Below are 18,251 nucleotides of genomic sequence, written 5' to 3' on the forward strand. Positions count from 1 at the left end.
TATTAAAATAATTTCTATCTTCTAAAATTGAGATTCCTGATGTTTCGATGTAGAGAAAAGATCGCTGTGTTACGCCAAATTTTACCACATATATTGCTAACGAATGAAGAAATAATACATTACGCAAGCGATCATTTTGACGAAAGAGGGATACAAAAATGACAGTCGCAACTCAAGTTACTCAAGCTTTAGTAGGGTTAAAAAGTGCACAGGCAAGTTTTGAACAATTTGCTTTGCAGACTGAAAATCAACAGGCGAAACAACTTTACCAAAATGCAGCACAACAAACGCAAGCAATTATTGATAGCTTAGAACCGCGTCTTCAGGCCATTCAAACTGAAGAACCCCAGTATAAGCAACAATAATGTCGTCCTTTGAAGTTGCGGGTTGGCTTTTTTGCCAACCTTTTTCAAATAAAAACTTACTTTTAGATCAAATTAAAGACAAGGGAAGGATGGGGAGGATAATTGACTGTATACTCCAATGTAAAGCAAAGCTTAGCGACTGTTAAGGGGATTGAGACCCAACTCTCAACCCTGGCTTTAAATGCTATGGATGAAAAAGCCCAACAAGCTTTTCATCAGGCGATGCTGTTAGTCGGAGAAATAAAACAAGACTTGCAAATCCGCATTCATCAAATGGAACGCGAAGAACCACAATATAAACCAAATTAATCGGGGTGATCAATGTGCCTGAGTGGTTTGAGATTGTATTACGATCCATTTTGTTTATCGCCGTTTTATTCTTAATGACAAAAATATTGGGATCTAAACAAATTTCCCAGCTTTCTTTTTTTGAATATATTTCAGGTATTACAATCGGAAGCGTCGCTGCTGAAGTAATCACAGGTGTAGATGGAAATATTATCCACGGATTAATTGTACTCGTGCTTTTTTGCGGCATAACCTATGGTGTTGACGTTCTTTCTTTAAAAAGCAAAAAATTCAGGGACTTTGCGGAAGGAAAATCAGTCGTCTTTATTAAAGATGGAAAAATTATGGAAGATAGTTTGAGAAAAGAACACTATACCATTGATGATTTTAATTCATTATTAAGGAAAAAGAATGTATTTAACGCAGCAGACGTAGAGTTCGCAGTATTAGAACCAAATGGGGATCTAAGCGTATTTTTGAAAAAAGAGAACCGGCCGTTAACCCCAAAAGATTTGAATCTCAAAGTAGCAAACGAAAAAGTTCCCCAGACGGTTATCATGGATGGGAAAATTTTAGATGATCCTCTTGCGGAAGCAAACAAAACCCGGCAATGGTTAAAAACAGAACTGGATAAGCTTGGTGTAGCCCTTGACAATGTATTTATGGCCCAAGTCGATTCTTACGGGCAATTAACCGTGGATGTTTATGATGATCAATTGAAATTACCAACGTCTCAACAAAAACCATTATTAATGTCAATGATAAAAAAAAGCCAGTCTGATCTGGAATCTTTCGCATTACAGACGGATTCAGATGAAGCGAAAAAAATGTATTTAAAAAATGCCAAGAAGCTACAGGAAGCGATCGATATGCTTGAACCTTATTTGAAAAGCTAAAAACTCAAAAGAACTCCGCATGAAAAAGGTTGCTCATGAATGTGCTCGCGTGGCAAATCTTATCCCCAAAACCCCTTGTTAAAAGAGTGTCCGTTCTAAATCCCCGTTTTGATATACGCGAAATTCACGAGACTTCTGCGAAAAAAGCGGTCCGCAAACGGAAAACGAAGTGAATGTCACGTCTATTCAAAAAGCCCGGGAAGCAGCCTGCAGCTCTGCTTCTTTCTTTGCATATCCGGGCAAAATCGCATAACATACAGGTAACGATATTTTGCCAAGGAGTGAACAAGATGGCACTGACTTTTTACTGGTACCCGAAATGCGGCACATGCCGGAAAGCGAAAAAATGGCTGGACGAACACGAAATTGCTTATGAAGCCGTGCACATTGTGGAAAACCCGCCTTCCAAAGCGCAACTCAAAGACTATTATGAAAAGAGCGGGCTTGAGATCAAGAAGCTGTTTAACACGAGCGGGCAAAAATACCGTGAACTCGGTTTGAAAGATAAAATCCCGGCTTTATCCGAAGATGAACTCCTCGAAATGCTTGCATCTGACGGCATGCTCATCAAACGTCCGATTTTGGCCGGCGATGCATTTGCGCTGTTCGGCTTTAATGAAGAAGATTATGAAAAAAACTTATAAAATGATTGATTTAAGCTGTATTTTTATGTAATTTTAGACTTGAAAGGTTGAATTTTTGAACAGATACATACAACGGAGGGATATGTGATGGCGGTACCAGAGGATTTGCGGTATTCGGAAGATCATGAGTGGGTCAAAGAAGAGGATGGGAATTTCCGGATCGGCATTACCGATTTTGCGCAATCTGAACTTGGGGATATTGTGTTTGTCGAATTGCCGGAAGAAGGCGATGAAGTGACAGCCAATGAACCTTTTGGGAGCGTGGAATCCGTTAAAACCGTTTCGGAATTATATGCCCCGGTCAGTGGAAAAGTCGTTGCAGTCAATGCGGATTTGAACGACAACCCTGAATTTGTCAATGAATCCCCGTATGAAAAAGCCTGGATGATCGTTGTTGAACCGTCCGACCCGAGCGAAGCGGATGAATTGTTAACGGCCGAACAATATGAGAAAATGATTCAAGAAGCGTAACAGATGAAAAAGGCACTGCATCCCGGATGCGGTGCCTTCGTAATGATAAAGGAATGGATGTGCTTATGGATGACTGGACAAAAGAAAAACATTTAAGCGAACGGATTATGCAGGAAGAAAAATTGGCCCTTTATTTTTACACCCCGTTATGTGGGACATGCCAGTTGGCGGGGAAAATGTTGGACATTGTGGAGCAGGCTGCCAAACAGTTTACCTATGCGAAAGCCAATTTGAACTATGTGCCGAAAATGGCGGAAATATACCAAATCGAAAGTGTGCCATGCCTGCTCCTATTTGAAAAAGGAAATTTGAAAGAAAAAGTGTATGCTTTCCATTCCGTTCCACATTTGTTTGAAAAACTATCTTCCCACTTAATTTGACAATGTTCGACGGTATCGCCTCATTTACCGTCAAAAACAGGGGGAAAAGCGGGCGATTTGTTGAACGGTTATGGCAGGAAAGGCACGGTCCGTACGGAAATAGTAAAGTAAAACGGACGGATGGAGCGTGTCTAGATGGAACAGATCATCGAGGCTTTTCTATGTAATCTTGTACGAAAAAAACATTTGCGGATGCTTTTGCCGGCTGCGCCGTTTGTGGTGTCTTTCCGCTCGGAAAAGGATGTTTGCTTTGTCTCTTTTTGCAAGGAGCGGGCGGAGCAGCTGCAAGCCGGCGCATGTAAAGCGGATTTTGAACTGGTGATGCCGGATAAAAACTTTCCACTGCTGTTATCCCGAAAGGACCGTCTCAGCACCTTTCTGAAAATGGACGAACTCCAATTTAAGGGTGCGTACCGGCATTTTTTGTTGCTTGAGTCCCTTTTTTGGCTCGCAGGCAGCCCCCATCCTGATTTGGGAAAACGGCAGCCGCTTATGATTATCAAATAACAGGATGAAAATGAGAATCACAAAATGAACCGGGAATTGGGAAAATCCCGGCTTTTTTTTAACCATTTTTCGCGGCATGGACAGGGCAGCGATGAAAATATAAGGAAATTCAATAAATCTGAATCAAGAATTTTATGTCAAGTCGAGTTTGTGCTATTATTAAAGAATAAGCGGGAACGGAAAAACTTCGGTATTGCCCGTTTATCCACAGGTTTTTACTAGTTGCGCATAGTTTTCATTTGCTATAAAATAATAATGAGAATAAATTGAGAATGAACTGAGAATGAACTGTACGAAATATACAATCAACGGAGGAATTTTTAATGGCAGGATCAAAACTTGTAATCAAAGATCTTCACGTCGAAGTAGAAGGAAAGGAAATTTTAAAAGGGGTCAATTTGGAAGTAAACAGCGGTGAGTTCCATGCCATTATGGGGCCGAACGGGACCGGGAAATCAACGTTGTCGTCCGCCATTATGGGACATCCGAAATACATTGTAACACAAGGCAGCATCACGCTCGACGGGAAAAATGTGCTAGAAATGGAAGTAGATGAACGCGCAAGGGCAGGCCTGTTTTTAGCGATGCAATATCCGAGCGAAATCAGTGGCGTCACCAATGCGGAATTTCTGCGCTCGGCAATCAACACCCGCCGCGGGGAAGGTAACGAAATTCCACTCATGAAATTTATCAGTGAACTGGATAAGAAGATGGAATTTCTTGAAATGGATACGAACATGGCGCAGCGCTATTTAAATGAGGGATTCTCTGGCGGCGAGAAAAAACGGAACGAAATTTTGCAGCTGCTGATGATTCAACCGAAAATCGCAATTCTGGATGAAATCGACTCCGGCCTTGATATTGACGCGCTGAAAATTGTTGCTAAAGGAATTAATTCAATGCGCAGCGATGATTTCGGCTGCATCATCATTACCCACTATCAGCGTTTGCTCAACTACATTACACCTGATGTTGTCCATATTATGATGCAAGGGCGCATCGTGAAATCCGGCGGCCCTGAACTGGCAACCCGACTTGAAGCGGAAGGTTACGAATGGATTAAGCAGGAGCTTGGGATCGAAGACGAAACTGTCGGCCAGGAAGCTTAAGCAGGGAGGAGCAGCAGACATGATGGTAGAAACAAAATTATCGATGACTCAACAGGATGTTCGCTCTTATTCCGACCGAAACGGCGAACCGGAATGGTTTAAGGAGCTCCGCCTCTATGCACTTGGCCGGGCCGAAACCGCTCCGATGCCGGAAGTGGATAAGACGAAGCTGAATAAATGGAATTTTACACAGTTTACGGATTTCAGTGTGGCAAGCCCGGCGTACAGTTCTTTAAATGAACTGCCTGAGAAAGTAAAAGCGCTCGTGGATCTCGAAAATGCGAAAAAGAATCTCTATATCCAGCATAACCAGACGCGGGCCTACCTTTCCCTATCGGAAGGCGCAAAAGCAAAAGGGGTCATCCTGACAGATATTTTTACAGCCGTAAAAGAACATCCTGACCTCGTGAAAAAGTACTTCATGACAGATGCAGTAAAAGTGGATGAACACCGTTTGACCGCCCTCCATGCAGCTTTGGTGAACGGCGGGACATTTTTATACTTGCCGAAAAATGTAGTGCTGGAAGAACCGGTTCAGGCCATTTATGTGCACGACCATGAAACGGCGCCGCTTTTCAACCATGTGCTGGTGGTGGCGGATGAAAACAGTACGGTTACTTACGTTGAAAACTATATTTCGACAAACGACAATGCAAAAGGCATCGTCAATATTGTTACGGAAGTCATTGCCGAAGCGAACGCAAAAATCGAGTATGGTGCGGTTGACGCGCTTGCGGAAGGCGTCACCACTTATGTTAACCGCCGGGGCTACGCCGGACGCGATGCACAGATTGAATGGGCGCTTGGCATGATGAACGACGGTAATACGATTTCCGACAATACAACCAACCTGATGGGCGACGGATCCGTTTCCCATTCCAAAACAGTTGTCGTGAGCTGCGGAAAACAAATCCAAAACTTTACAACAAGGATAGCCCACTTCGGAAAAAATACAGAAAGCTTTATTTTAAAACACGGCGTTGTAAAAGACGCCTCAACGATGATCTTTAACGGCATCGGCAAAATTGAGCATGGCGCGTCCAAATCGGATGCGGAACAGGAATCGCGTGTGTTGATGCTGAGCGAAAAAGCGCGCGGTGACGCCAACCCGATGCTCCTCATTGACGAAGATGATGTCATGGCCGGTCACGCCGCATCTGTCGGGCGCGTTGACCCTGTGCAGCTCTACTATTTGATGAGCCGGGGCATTACAAGAAGCGAAGCGGAAAGGCTGATCATCCACGGCTTCCTCGCTCCGGTTGTCACGCAGCTGCCGATTGAAAGTGTAAAAAAACAATTGACGGAAGTCATTGAAAGGAAAGTGCGATAATGGATATCAAAGAAGTTCGCCGGCAGTTTCCAATATTGGACCAGGAAGTAAACGACCATCCGCTTGTTTATTTAGACAGTGCTGCGACTTCACAAAAGCCGCTCCGTGTCATTGAAGCCGTCAATCAGTATTACCGTGAATACAATTCGAATGTCCACCGCGGCGTCCATACACTCGGGACAAAAGCGACCGACCGCTATGAAGGCGCGCGCGAAAAAGTCCGCAAATTTATCGGCGCTGAGTCGACGGAAGAAGTGGTGTTCACGAAAGGGACGACAGCCGGGTTAAACTTGGTTGCGCACAGTTTCGGGAACGACCATGTGCAGGAAGGCGATGAAATCGTCATTACGTATATGGAACACCACAGCAACCTGATTCCGTGGCAGCAGCTTGCGAAAAGAAAAGGCGCCGTTTTAAAATATATGCCGATGCAAGAAGATGGCACATTACGGCTTGAAGATGTACAAAAAACGATTACGGACCAAACCAAAATGGTTGCCGTGGCGCTCATTTCCAACGTGCTCGGAACGATTAACCCGGTCAGGGAAATTGCGAAAATCGCACACAGCCACGGTGCTTATATGGTTGTCGATGCCGCCCAAGGCGCGCCGCATCTGAAAATCGATGTGAAGGATCTGGAATGCGACTTTTTAGCCTTCTCCAGCCATAAAATGTGCGGCCCGACCGGTGTGGGCGTCCTGTACGGGAAAAAAGCGCTGCTTGAAAATATGGAACCGCTCGAGTACGGCGGGGAAATGATCGATTTTGTCGGCCTCTATGATTCCACATGGAAAGAACTCCCGTGGAAATTTGAAGGGGGCACGCCGATCATTGCCGGAGCGATCGGGCTCGGGGAAGCCATCGATTTTCTCGAGGAAATCGGGCTCGATGCAATCCAGGCGTATGAACACAATTTGAGCGCCTATGCTCTGGATCAGCTTTCCAAAGTGGAAGGCATTACGGTTTACGGCCCGAAAAAAGCCGATCAGCGGGCAGGGCTCGTCACGTTCAATTTGAAAGATGTGCACCCGCATGACGTGGCGACCGTGCTCGATGCGGAAGGAATCGCGATCCGCGCCGGTCACCACTGCGCACAGCCTTTGATGAAATGGCTCAATGTTTCCGCCACTGCGCGTGCAAGCTTTTATTTATACAATACAAAAGAAGATATTGACAAACTGGTTGCCGGTATCGTCAAAGCAAAGGAGTATTTCACAAATGTCTTCTAATAACCTTGATGCGCTGTACCGCAGCGTGATTATGGACCACTATAAAAATCCGCGAAACAGGGGCAGTTTGGAAGATGGAAGCCTGACGATCGATATGAATAACCCGACTTGCGGCGACCGGATCCATTTGACGATGAAAGTGGAAGACGACATCATCAAAGACGCGAAATTTACCGGCGAGGGCTGTTCAATTTCGATGGCGTCCGCTTCCATGATGACGCAGTCGATAAAGGGAAAAACGGTGGAGGAAGCGGTGAAGCTTTCCCATATTTTCTCGGAAATGGTGCAGGGAAAAGAATACGAAGATGATATTGACCTCGGTGATATTGAAGCTTTGCACGGCGTTTCGAAATTCCCTGCCCGGATCAAATGTGCGACGTTGGCATGGAAGGCGATGGAAAAAGGGGTCAAAGAAGAAAAAGGAATGGAGGAATGATGGCTGATGGCTAAAAAAATGCCGGAAATCGGAGATTATAAGTACGGCTTTCGGGATAAAGACGTTTCCATTTTTCGTGCGAATCGCGGATTAACGAAAGAAATTGTGGAAGAAATTTCAAAAATGAAAGAGGAACCGCAATGGATGCTTGATTTCCGCCTGAAATCCCTGGAGCATTTTTACAACAAACCGATGCCGCAATGGGGCGGGGACCTCTCCGGGCTGGACTTTGATGACATTACGTATTATGTAAAGCCGACCGAACATGCCGGCCGTTCCTGGGATGAAGTGCCGCAGGAAATCAAAAATACGTTTGATAAACTCGGTATTCCGGAAGCGGAACAAAAATATTTGGCAGGCGTTTCTGCGCAATACGAATCGGAAGTCGTATACCATAATATGAAACAGGATTTGGAAAAACTCGGCATTGTTTTCAAAGACACGGATTCCGCGTTAAAGGAAAATGAAGATATTTTCCGCAAATATTGGGCAACAGTCGTTCCTCCGACAGACAATAAATTTGCGGCTTTGAACTCGGCTGTATGGTCGGGCGGTTCCTTCATCTATGTTCCGCCTGGCGTAAAAGTCGACACGCCGCTGCAGGCTTATTTCCGGATTAACTCGGAAAACATGGGGCAGTTTGAACGGACATTGATTATCGTCGATGAAGGCGCGTCCGTCCACTATGTCGAAGGGTGCACGGCACCGGTTTATACGACGAACTCGCTCCACAGCGCCGTTGTTGAAATCATCGTCAAGAAAAATGCATACTGCCGCTATACGACGATCCAAAACTGGGCGAACAACGTCTACAACCTCGTTACGAAACGTGCGGTGTGTGATGAAAATGCGACGATGGAATGGATCGACGGGAACATCGGCTCGAAATTAACGATGAAATATCCATCCGTGCTGCTGAGAGGGGAAGGCGCGCGCGGCATGACACTGTCGATCGCAATCGCCGGAAAAGGCCAGCACCAGGATGCCGGCTCAAAAATGTACCATTTGGCACCAAATACTTCCTCTACGATCGTGTCAAAATCGATCTCGAAGCACGGCGGCAAAGTGACGTATCGCGGTATGGTGCATTTCGGCCGGAAAGCGGACGGCGCCCGCGCCAACATCGAGTGCGACACGCTCATTATGGATAACCAATCAACATCCGATACGATTCCGTACAACGAAATCTTGAACGACAATATTTCGCTCGAACACGAAGCAAAAGTATCGAAAGTATCGGAAGAACAGCTTTTCTATTTGATGAGCCGCGGTATTTCCGAACAGGAAGCGACGGAAATGATCGTCATGGGCTTCATCGAGCCATTTACAAAAGAACTGCCGATGGAATACGCCGTTGAAATGAACCGCCTCATCAAATTCGAGATGGAAGGCTCCATTGGTTAACAGTAAAAAACATCCGCTGCAGTAAGTCTGTAGCGGATGTTTTTTCATTCTTTGCTTTACGGGCAATTTTCAGGAGGGGTTTTGCAAATACGTTATCCAAAAGCCCGCACCGTTTTTAAAATCGTGATAAAATAAAATCCATAAGCATATAGGATATAGGGCGGCTGTTTCAAACGGCTGTCTGTACATTACCCTCACCATGATAAGGGGACCGGCAATGAACGAAATTTTACATATATACCATACAAATGATATTCACAGTCATTTTGAAAACTGGCCGAAGATCCGGCATTTTTTACAACGGAAAAAGGAGCAGCATGCCCGGAACAATGAAGAAATGCTGCTTTTTGACCTCGGTGACCATGTGGACAGGTGTCATCCATATACAGAAGGGACGATGGGAAAAGCGAACGTCCGGCTCTTGAACGAACTTGGATACCTGGCTGCCACGATCGGCAACAATGAAGGGATTACGATGCCGCACGACGCCTTGGACACGCTGTACCAGGAGGCCCAATTCGATATTATCCTTGCCAACTTGTACGATGATAATTTTAAACGGCCAAAGTGGACAGTGCCGCGGAAAATTTACACTACAAAAGGCGGCGTAAGAATCGGTGTTACCGGGGTGACAGCGCCGTTTTATAAATTGTACAGGCTGCTTGGCTGGCAAATCTCCAACCCGCTTAAAGAACTCGAAACGCAGATTGATTTTTTAAAAAAACAGGCGGATATTATTGTCGTACTTTCGCATTTAGGGATTCACGAAGACCTCATCGTTGCAAAGCTATATCCGGAAGTCGATCTCATTTTAGGCGGGCATACGCACCATGTGCTGGAAAAAGGAGAAACGGACGGGCAGACACTGCTGGCAGCTGCTGGGAAATACGGTTATTATCTCGGCCATGTGAAGCTGGAGATCGATCCGGGCGCCAAAAAAATCGTTCACCGCTCGGCGCGCGCTTTGCCGACCGGCAACTTTCAGGAACCGCATGATGAAGCAAGCGAAATTGAACATTATTATTTTGAGGGAAAAAAATTATTGGACAAAAAGCTTGTGTATTTGCCGGAAACATTGGAATCGGACTGGTTCAGAGATAACTGCCTCGCGGGACTGCTTTGCGAAGCGGTGATGGAATGGTGCGGCGCGGACTGCGCTTTTTTAAATGCCGGCCTGGTGCTTGGCAGCCTAGAACAAGGACCGGTAACAAAATTCGACCTGCACCGCATCCTCCCGCATCCGATCAACCCGTGCCTGATCGAACTGACGGGCGCCCAGCTTCAGGAGGTGCTTTTGGCAACGCTGGATCCGAAATGGCCACATCTTGAATTGAAAGGGCTCGGCTTCCGCGGGAAAATCATGGGGCAGTTTGTATACCGGAGAATTCAGTTCAACCATGCACTGCGCAAAATATACATTAACGGGCAGCCAGTTGCCCCGGACCGTATTTATAAGCTGGGCACGATTGACATGTATACGTTCGGAAACTTTTTTCCGCATATCCGGGAGGCCAAAATTCATTATTTCATGCCGGAGTTTTTGCGGGATGTGCTCGAGTGGAAACTGGTGGAACTTTACAAGGTACGGCCATAGGAACCTTTCACGGCCCTTTTCATAAAGTATGGAAGAAGACTTGAGAAAGGGGCGAATGGAATTGGTAACCGTATCACCGGTTGAAATCGAAGGGCATACGTTTATCGCGACAACTGTCCGGCTGCCGAAAACGACCTTATTAACGGTTTCAAACGAAAAAGGCTATATTATGTGCGGGGCGCTTGATGTCGGCCTGCTGAATGAAAAGTTAAAGGATCGCCATATTATTGCCGGCAGGGCGGTCGGCGTAAAAACAATTGAACAATTATTGGAAGCGCCGCTTGAGTCGGTCACATATGAAGCGGAAAAAATCGGCGTAACAGCGGGAATGCGCGGGAAAGACGCCCTGTTGAAAATGGTTTAATGCGGTAGAAATAGACAAAAAAAGCGTGCGGGCTGTGTGCCGAAATGTCCTTTATCAAGGTTATCTTAAAGGACAGCATCATACCAATCAGGACGGAAAACCATCATAATCCCCCAAAAGCAGCATAGAATTGCTTGCAGGGGGGATTTTTGATGGGAAAATTCCGCACCTCTAACTTCCGGCGGCGGGGGCCTTTGCCGACTCGGTATGTACTTTTACTTTCTTGCGTGTTTTTTACAGTGGCCACCATCGTCAGTATCATTATTATTGACGAAGGCATTAAACCGACATTAATGCGGTACGCCGAATCGGAAACGAAAAAAATTGCCGCTTATGTTACAAATCAGGCGATTGAAGACCATGTAAGAGGCGGCAAAAACAGCAAGCTGGATACGATTGATCCGCAGGAACTGGCGCTTGTCCAGTCAGAAATTGAAAACCAGATCATCCGCCAGTTTAAAGAAGTGGAAAAAGGGAATATTACTTCTCTTGAAGAAATTTCAAATGACGAGATGCTCGATGGAAAGAAAAAATCGGAAGCCGAAATTTTTTCTGTTCCGCTTGGAAAAGTGACCAATATTGCTTTGCTCGGGAACATCGGTCCTGATATTCCGGTCACTTTTCAAATGGTTGGCGATGTTGAGAGTTCCAATATCAAGGTAAAAAAAGAAGAGTACGGGATTAACAACGCTTTTTTCTATATTTATGTGCAGTTAAAAATCAAAATGCAGGTCATTATTCCATTTGCTTCTGATGTCATTACGTATACGCGTGATGTGCCGCTGGCAATGGGAAATTACAACGGCGATGTACCGCAGTTTTACAACGGAAATGGCAGTACCGCGGCGCCGTTGATCGAGCTGCCGAAAAGCTCAAAATAACAGGCGCTGCAGCCGCATTGTAGCGCCTCATTGTTGATTGAGTATTTTTCGCCCGGTACACAAATGTGATGGGTAGTGGCTCCCTCCCCCATTCCAAACCGTATTGATTGCCCGGTGCCAGATGTGCGGGCGTCAGCTTCCCGGTGCAATATGCAGCGCCTGCGCTATATGTGCCGGCGAAATGATTGCAGTACCCGCACCGTTATTTTTTCTGCTTCTCGAGATATTCCCATCTCTGCAAATATGGGTACGGGTCAAAAGACCATTCGCTGCGCCCGTTGTCTTTGTACATGCCGTAGTGCAAGTGCGGTGGAAATTTGCCGGATGTGCCGGGCGGGCCGTAGCCGGTGCTGCCGACGCCGCCAATTACCATGCCGGGTTTCACGACCTGGCCGACATGGATATTTTTTGCATAGCCGCTCAAATGGGCAAAATAATGGTACGTATTGTTTAAATCACGGATGCCGATGCGCCAGCCGCCGTATTTATTCCAGCCTTTCATCTCGACAACCCCGTAGCAGGTGGCGCGCACCGGGACGCCGTAATCGGCAAAAATGTCCGTGCCTTCATGGATCCGGCGGCCGCCCCAGCCCCTGCGGTCGCCCCATGTGCTCCGGTAGTTGTAATTGTACCCTAGCGGGAGCGGGAAAGCTTGGTCTGTTAACTCGATCGTGCCGAACGTATTGTAAATTTTTGCTTTTTCCGTAATCAGCTGTACCGCTTTATCCCGTTTGTAATAATGCCAGAGCGCAATCTCGATATTATCGTCATCCGTGCCGTACTTTAGCAAATTATCACTCATCGTGTACAGGACGTCTAAATCATTGTTGCGGTCAGCTTTGCCGTCGCCGTCCCCGTCTTTACCGATCCCCCCAAATAAGGTAATCGTAAGCGGCCGGTTGTCATTTCGGTCCGGGTTCGCAATCCCCGCCCATTTTTCAGGGGAAAAATAAATGGAAATAAGTCCGGACGGTTTTGGCAAATCGGAACGGGCAAAACGGATGCTCCGTTCATATTGGTCAATGGCAGCCAAAACATACCACGGGATTTGCGTGAACGTTTCCATATTTTTGTAAAGTTCCATCCGCTTTTTATAAATTTCCCCGTCGGATCGTTCTTTTGCATAGGCGGGAATTGCAGAAAATCCGAGACCTATCACGATGCAAAAAAGCAAAATGTATCGCAAAGTGAAACCCCTCTTTCTGTCTATCTCATAAGTTTAGTGTGGGAAAGGAGGAGTATTTTCATAAATATAAAATATTGGAAAACCGGTTGCGTTTTCTTTTAAAAAATGTGCCAAATATGTTAAAGTGAAAAAGAACAAACCCGGGCGAACGAGTGGGAGATGAGAAAATGAAGAAACAGGAAGATGTTTTGCGCAAACCCGAATGGCTGAAAATTAAGTTAAATACAAATGAAAGCTATACGGGATTAAAGAAATTGATGCGCGCGGAAAATTTACATACCGTCTGTGAAGAGGCAAGATGTCCGAATATCCATGAATGCTGGGGGACAAGGCGGACTGCCACTTTTATGATTTTGGGCGATGTATGCACGCGAGCATGCCGTTTCTGCGCCGTAAAAACCGGTCTGCCTTCCGAACTTGACTGGCAGGAGCCGGAACGTGTTGCTGAATCGGTACAAAAGATGAACCTGAAGCATGTTGTCGTCACGATGGTGGCCCGCGATGATTTGAAAGACGGAGGGGCTGCAATAATGGCCGAAACAGTCCGCGCAATCCGCCGTAAAAACCCGTTTACAACGGTTGAAGTGCTGCCATCCGATCTTCAGGGGCGTTACGAAAGTTTGAGAACGCTTATGGATGCAAGACCGGATATTTTAAATCATAATATTGAAACCGTACGCAGGCTGACAAGGAGAGTCCGCGCCCGCGCAACATACGACCGTTCGCTTGAATTTTTGCGCCGCGCGAAAGAGATGCAGCCGGATATCCCGACGAAATCGAGCATTATGGTCGGCCTCGGTGAAACGAAGGAAGAGCTGGCGGAAGCAATGGACGATCTGCGTGCAAACAAGGTGGACATTCTGACGATCGGGCAGTATTTGCAGCCGACGAAAAAACATATGAAAGTCGTCAAATACTATCATCCGGATGAATTTGCGGAATTAAAGAAAATTGCGCTTGCAAAAGGCTTCAGCCACTGCGAATCGGGCCCGCTCGTCCGCTCTTCCTACCATGCGGATGAACAGGTGAACGCCGTCGCAAAAGCGAAGCATATTTTAGGGAACGTAGAGACACAGGAAGTATAAGGGAATCTTTGCTGCGCATCCGGAAGGGCGCAGCTTTTCTGTTTCTTCCGGATCTTTCCTCAAAATTTTTACCTGTCCGGCTTAGAATTTGCACAAGTTTTCGCTATAATTGAAAGGGAAGAAGTCCGCATGGGCGGCTGGAAAAAATGGAGGGATGAAATTGGTAACCATCCATCGCCATACATACGAAATTATCACCAATTACCGGAACGGCTATAATGAAGAGGCATTCCGGAGCAGATACAGCGAGATTTTAGAAAAGTACGATTATATCGTTGGGGATTGGGGCTACGGCCAGTTGCGGCTGCGCGGGTTTTTCGACGACCGCAACCCGAAATCCACTTTCGATACAAAAATCAGTACGCTCACGGAATATCTTTATGAATACTGTAACTTTGGGTGCGCATATTTTGTCGCAAAAAAAGTCGATTTGAAATAGGAACGGCGCCATCATTCCAAATGGCGCTTCTTTCTGAGAGGATCTGTTTATTTAATTGTTGATCCGCCCATTTCTGAGATTCCCCGTGTTGGGGTATCGGGCGGGGAGGACCGCGGACGTGTCATGAGCGAAGCGGATTTCGCGATCATCAACATTGATCACGAACACAGCCTTTTGATAAAATGTTGAATAGATTCGATAGAAGGTGACGATATGTATTTTGTGGATCGCGATAAAATAGAAGAGACGCTTCGGTTTATGGAAGGACGGCTGGCACTGTTCAAGGCACAGCCGGGTTGGCAGGCGGATATTGAAAAGGCGGCATTGGAAAGGATCGCCGAAACCATCATCGAGTCGATTCTCGATGCCGGGAATGCGATGATTGACGGCTTCATTATGCGTGATCCGGGCAGTTATGAAGACATTATCGACATTTTGCACGATGAAAACGTCATTTCTGCCGAATCGGCGAAGCAGCTGACAGAAGTGATTTCGTTGCGGAAGCATCTTGTCCGTGAATATACGCGCATTGATTATAAAAAGCTCGGGCTGGTGCTTTTAGAAAGCCTCAATGCGCTCGAACAGTTTCCGGAAGATGTGCGGTCCTATTTGGCGAATGAACTCGGCCCGGTCAACGCCTTTAAAAGCGAATAATTTTGGAAAGCAACATAATAGAGAGAGGAATTGCAACATGAAAGAGTATAAAGCGTATTTGATTGACTTGGATGGGACGATGTACCGCGGTACGGAAAAAATAGAGGAAGCCGGCGATTTTGTCCGGCGGTTGCAGCAAAAGGGCATCCCGTATTTGTTTGTCACGAATAACTCCTCGAGGACGCCTGCCCAGGTTGCGGAAAAGCTGCGCGGTTTTGACGTCCCGGCGGAAACGGAGCAGGTATTTACGACTTCGATGGCAACCGCCCAGTACATTTATGATGAAAAGCCGGACGCTTCGGTATATGTGATCGGCGAAGAAGGGATCCAGGCCGCAATCAAAGAAAAAGGGTTTAAGGTGACAGAAGACCATCCGGATTACGTTGTGTTCGGCATCGACCGAGACATCAATTATGAAAAGCTGGCAATCGGCTGTATCGCCATCCGCAACGGGGCGAAATTTGTTTCCACAAACGGTGATATTGCGATCCCGACCGAGCGCGGGCTTTTGCCGGGGAACGGGTCTTTAACGTCGGTGCTCACGGTGGCGACGCAGACCAAGCCGGTATTTATCGGAAAACCGGAACCGATTATTACGGAGCAGGCTCTTGCCTATCTCGGCGCGAAAAAAGAGGAAACGATTATGGTCGGGGACAACTATGATACCGATATTTTGGCGGGCATCCGCACCGGCATTGACACGCTGCTTGTCCACACTGGGGTAACGACAAAGGAAATTTTGAAAACGAAAAAAATCCAGCCGACTTACACGATTGATTCCCTCGACCAGTGGAAAGTGTGAAAGGGCAGGTTTTAATCATTTTAGCGGAAAAGCTCTAATCATGTTCATGATCGTGAAATTTACCCTTCCCGCTAGGTGTCCAGGGGAACTTCACGGTAATCAAAAATGTACAGAAAAAGCGGTGGGGCATGATTGTGCCCCACCGCTTTTTTTCATGGCTGGACATGCGCCGCCCGGTGTGCATGGCGGCTGGCGGCTGCAGCGGCGATGGCGCCGACGATATCATCGAGGAACGTATTGCACGTCCCATCCGAATGGTCGTTAAGTTTCGCCAAAATGCCCGGCTTTTGCTTATCAATATAACCGTAGTTCGTAAATCCGATTGAACCGTACACGTTTACAATCGATAAAGCCATAATTTCATCAATGCCGTAAAGGCTCTCGTCCACCGCAATCGTGCTTTGCAGCGGTTCATCGAGCATCCCTTTTTCGGCCAGTATGTCAAGCTGGATGCCGGTTAAAATCGCATTTTGCACTTCGCGTTTGGAAAGCACTGCATTGACGCTTTCGATGCAGTCTTCCAGGGTCATATCCGGAAAATATTTTTTTTGCAAATAAAGGACAAGTTCCGCGATATCTTCGACTTTAACGCCCCGCTCTTTCAGCCATTGGCGCGCAATTTGTTCTGAAACATTCATTTCTTTTTGGTTTTCCATTTTCTCACCTCTATGTTTCCATTATCAATTCATTGTTTTCTTTAGCATGATCATTCTAATTGATTTTATGAGATCAAGCAAGAATACACGTTCCTTCACATATAATGAAAAAGGCAAGAGCAGGCGCGGTACATTTTCAAGGGGGGACGGTTTTGGCTCAAGCTATACTGAAAAAATATTACGGGATTGACGCTGAACATTCTTTTTTTGACGGAAAACTGGTGCGCTATGAAGCAAACGGCAACCTCTATACACTTGTTCCCGTTACAGGCATCCCTGAAAACGTTCTTGTTGAATTATATGAAATGTCCCACCATCTCGTGACGAACGGGGACCGGTATGCTTCCGCTTTTTATCCGTCAAAAGAACAGAAATTTCTCGTAACGGATGAAGAATATGATTATGTTTTACTGGAAAACCGTTATAAAAAAGCGTTCGGAAATATGCGGACGGGGCGCAAACTGGCGAAATTCCACCTGCGCGGTAGGACGATTCCCGCGAATATCACAGAAACCAACCGGATGGGGGAATGGAAAAAATATTGGGAGCAGCGCCTAGAACAGATGGAACAGGCGTGGTACCGGACAGTGGAAGAACACCCGGACCATCCGTTTGAACAGATGTTTGTGGAGTCTTTCCCTTATTACATGGGGCTTTGCGAAAATGCGATCCAGTATGTTGTCGATACGGAATTGGATGAACAATCGGCGGAGAACGATGCGGGCACCATATGCCATGAACGTTTTTCAGACGGGGTTTGGGGGCGCAAATATATCATCCATCACCCGTTTGACTGGGTGTTTGACCATGCTGCACGGGATATTGCCGAATGGATTCGATGGCAGTATCTCCAAAAACAGCACACATACCGGCCGGATGTCCGGGCTTTCTTGCGGCAGTACGAGTCGCTTGCGCCGCTTTCCCCGTTTGCATGGCGGCTTGTGTATGCGCGCCTTCTGTTTCCGCTCCATTATTTTGAATGTGTGGAAGCGTATTTCCTGTCCCGCTCGGAAAAAGAGCAAAAAATGCATGAGGAAAAGCTGGAAAGAATATTGCGGGGCACAGGGCAGTATGAAGCTTTTTTGGCGGAATTTTACGAGCTCGCGGAAGTCCCGGCAAGAAAGTACAACATCCCCCGGATTGCGTGGCTGAAAAGTTAGCAGTTATAAAAAGAGCGGCTCCTTATAGAAACCGCCCTTATCCTGATGTGCCCATTAAAATACTTGCTCGACTTCCACGATGCCAGGAACTTCTTCAAATAATGCGCGTTCAATGCCGGCTTTCAGTGTAATGGTGGAACTCGGGCAGCTGCCGCAAGCCCCCAGAAGGCGGAGTTTAACAATGCCATCTTCCACGTCGATCAGCTCGCAGTCCCCGCCGTCGCGAAGCAAAAATGGGCGCAGTTTATCCAATACTTCCTGAACTTGTTCTGTAATCGTATCTGCAGGCATATGATCGCTCCTTTCTTTATTCCCATTATAATCAGGATTTGCGGAAAAATCTATTAAAGAATATTAAAAAACGGGATATA

22 protein-coding genes and 1 pseudogene are annotated in these 18,251 nt (G+C 46.4%); 20 read left to right on the forward strand and 3 right to left on the reverse strand.

Features of this window, described 5'->3' with window-relative positions; all coding sequences use genetic code 11:
• Positions 1-158 precede the first annotated feature (158 nt).
• From BpJC4_RS13195 to yunB, 15 genes are all read left to right on the forward strand, one after another.
• Positions 159-365, forward strand: a complete 207-nt coding sequence (locus BpJC4_RS13195; protein WP_151680237.1) for a DUF1657 domain-containing protein — start codon at positions 159-161, stop codon at positions 363-365.
• Between the two features lie 102 nt (positions 366-467).
• On the forward strand, positions 468-674 hold the full coding sequence (locus BpJC4_RS13200) for a DUF1657 domain-containing protein (RefSeq protein ID WP_151680236.1): 207 nt from the start codon (positions 468-470) through the stop codon (positions 672-674).
• A gap of 14 nt (positions 675-688) precedes the next feature.
• On the forward strand, positions 689-1,549 hold the full coding sequence (locus tag BpJC4_RS13205; RefSeq protein ID WP_151698015.1) for a DUF421 domain-containing protein: 861 nt from the start codon (positions 689-691) through the stop codon (positions 1,547-1,549).
• A 290-nt stretch (positions 1,550-1,839) separates the two neighbouring features.
• Entirely contained in the window at positions 1,840-2,193 is a 354-nt protein-coding gene (locus tag BpJC4_RS13210) for an arsenate reductase family protein (RefSeq protein WP_151680234.1), read from the forward strand.
• 87 nt (positions 2,194-2,280) lie between these two features.
• Entirely contained in the window at positions 2,281-2,664 is a 384-nt protein-coding gene (gene gcvH, locus BpJC4_RS13215) for a glycine cleavage system protein GcvH (protein ID WP_151680233.1), read from the forward strand.
• A gap of 65 nt (positions 2,665-2,729) precedes the next feature.
• Positions 2,730-3,044, forward strand: coding sequence for a thioredoxin family protein (locus BpJC4_RS13220; RefSeq protein ID WP_151680232.1), 315 nt, complete (start codon positions 2,730-2,732; stop codon positions 3,042-3,044).
• Positions 3,045-3,179: 135 nt separating this feature from the next.
• Entirely contained in the window at positions 3,180-3,551 is a 372-nt protein-coding gene (locus BpJC4_RS13225; protein WP_151680231.1) for an SCP2 sterol-binding domain-containing protein, read from the forward strand.
• A 323-nt stretch (positions 3,552-3,874) separates the two neighbouring features.
• Entirely contained in the window at positions 3,875-4,660 is a 786-nt protein-coding gene (gene sufC / locus BpJC4_RS13230) for a Fe-S cluster assembly ATPase SufC (protein WP_151680230.1), read from the forward strand.
• Between the two features lie 19 nt (positions 4,661-4,679).
• Positions 4,680-5,990 carry a Fe-S cluster assembly protein SufD gene (gene sufD / locus BpJC4_RS13235; protein ID WP_151698016.1) on the forward strand — a complete coding sequence of 437 codons (1,311 nt, stop codon included), beginning with the start codon at positions 4,680-4,682 and terminating at the stop codon, positions 5,988-5,990.
• Positions 5,990-7,219, forward strand: coding sequence for a cysteine desulfurase (locus BpJC4_RS13240; protein WP_151698017.1), 1,230 nt, complete (start codon positions 5,990-5,992; stop codon positions 7,217-7,219). The genes sufD and BpJC4_RS13240 overlap by 1 nt, the downstream gene beginning before the upstream one ends.
• Complete coding sequence (sufU, locus tag BpJC4_RS13245) at positions 7,209-7,655, forward strand: Fe-S cluster assembly sulfur transfer protein SufU (protein ID WP_151680227.1); 447 nt, start codon at positions 7,209-7,211, stop codon at positions 7,653-7,655. Before BpJC4_RS13240 ends, sufU begins: the two co-directional genes overlap by 11 nt.
• Before the next feature lie 6 nt (positions 7,656-7,661).
• Complete coding sequence (gene sufB, locus BpJC4_RS13250) at positions 7,662-9,059, forward strand: Fe-S cluster assembly protein SufB (protein WP_151680226.1); 1,398 nt, start codon at positions 7,662-7,664, stop codon at positions 9,057-9,059.
• A gap of 217 nt (positions 9,060-9,276) precedes the next feature.
• Complete coding sequence (locus tag BpJC4_RS13255) at positions 9,277-10,653, forward strand: bifunctional metallophosphatase/5'-nucleotidase (RefSeq protein WP_151698018.1); 1,377 nt, start codon at positions 9,277-9,279, stop codon at positions 10,651-10,653.
• A 55-nt stretch (positions 10,654-10,708) separates the two neighbouring features.
• Complete coding sequence (locus tag BpJC4_RS13260; RefSeq protein ID WP_151680224.1) at positions 10,709-11,017, forward strand: YunC family protein; 309 nt, start codon at positions 10,709-10,711, stop codon at positions 11,015-11,017.
• A gap of 152 nt (positions 11,018-11,169) precedes the next feature.
• On the forward strand, positions 11,170-11,898 hold the full coding sequence (yunB, locus tag BpJC4_RS13265; protein WP_151698019.1) for a sporulation protein YunB: 729 nt from the start codon (positions 11,170-11,172) through the stop codon (positions 11,896-11,898).
• 202 nt (positions 11,899-12,100) lie between these two features.
• On the opposite strand, the gene BpJC4_RS13270 is transcribed toward yunB, so the two are convergent.
• Positions 12,101-13,084 (reverse strand): M23 family metallopeptidase, encoded by a 984-nt coding sequence (locus BpJC4_RS13270; RefSeq protein WP_151698020.1) that lies wholly within the window; start codon positions 13,082-13,084, stop codon positions 12,101-12,103.
• 167 nt (positions 13,085-13,251) lie between these two features.
• Here BpJC4_RS13270 and lipA point away from each other — a divergent pair, with 167 nt between their 5' ends.
• From lipA to BpJC4_RS13290, 4 genes are all read left to right on the forward strand, one after another.
• Positions 13,252-14,169, forward strand: coding sequence for a lipoyl synthase (gene lipA, locus BpJC4_RS13275; protein WP_151680222.1), 918 nt, complete (start codon positions 13,252-13,254; stop codon positions 14,167-14,169).
• 154 nt (positions 14,170-14,323) lie between these two features.
• Complete coding sequence (locus BpJC4_RS13280; protein WP_371862175.1) at positions 14,324-14,608, forward strand: YutD family protein; 285 nt, start codon at positions 14,324-14,326, stop codon at positions 14,606-14,608.
• Positions 14,609-14,821: 213 nt separating this feature from the next.
• Positions 14,822-15,262: a DUF86 domain-containing protein gene (locus BpJC4_RS13285; protein ID WP_151680220.1), complete on the forward strand. Its 441-nt coding sequence runs from the start codon at positions 14,822-14,824 to the stop codon at positions 15,260-15,262.
• Between the two features lie 37 nt (positions 15,263-15,299).
• The gene (locus BpJC4_RS13290) at positions 15,300-16,064 is read left to right on the forward strand and encodes a TIGR01457 family HAD-type hydrolase (protein ID WP_151680219.1); all 765 of its coding nucleotides are present in this window, start codon (positions 15,300-15,302) and stop codon (positions 16,062-16,064) included.
• 152 nt (positions 16,065-16,216) lie between these two features.
• Here the strand turns inward: BpJC4_RS13290 and BpJC4_RS13295 are convergent, their stop codons facing one another.
• Entirely contained in the window at positions 16,217-16,720 is a 504-nt protein-coding gene (locus BpJC4_RS13295) for a phosphatidylglycerophosphatase A family protein (protein WP_151680218.1), read from the reverse strand.
• Positions 16,721-16,872: 152 nt separating this feature from the next.
• Between BpJC4_RS13295 and yutH the strand changes: the two genes are divergently transcribed.
• On the forward strand, positions 16,873-17,880 hold the full coding sequence (gene yutH / locus BpJC4_RS13300) for a spore coat putative kinase YutH (RefSeq protein ID WP_151680217.1): 1,008 nt from the start codon (positions 16,873-16,875) through the stop codon (positions 17,878-17,880).
• A 54-nt stretch (positions 17,881-17,934) separates the two neighbouring features.
• On the opposite strand, the pseudogene BpJC4_RS13305 reads toward yutH, so the two are convergent.
• Positions 17,935-18,153, reverse strand: a pseudogene (locus BpJC4_RS13305) (NifU family protein); the annotation flags it as partial.
• Between the last annotated feature and the right edge of the window lie 98 nt (positions 18,154-18,251).

The organism is Weizmannia acidilactici (assembly GCF_008974185.1).
Classification (GTDB): Bacteria; Bacillota; Bacilli; order Bacillales; family Bacillaceae_C; genus Weizmannia; species Weizmannia acidilactici.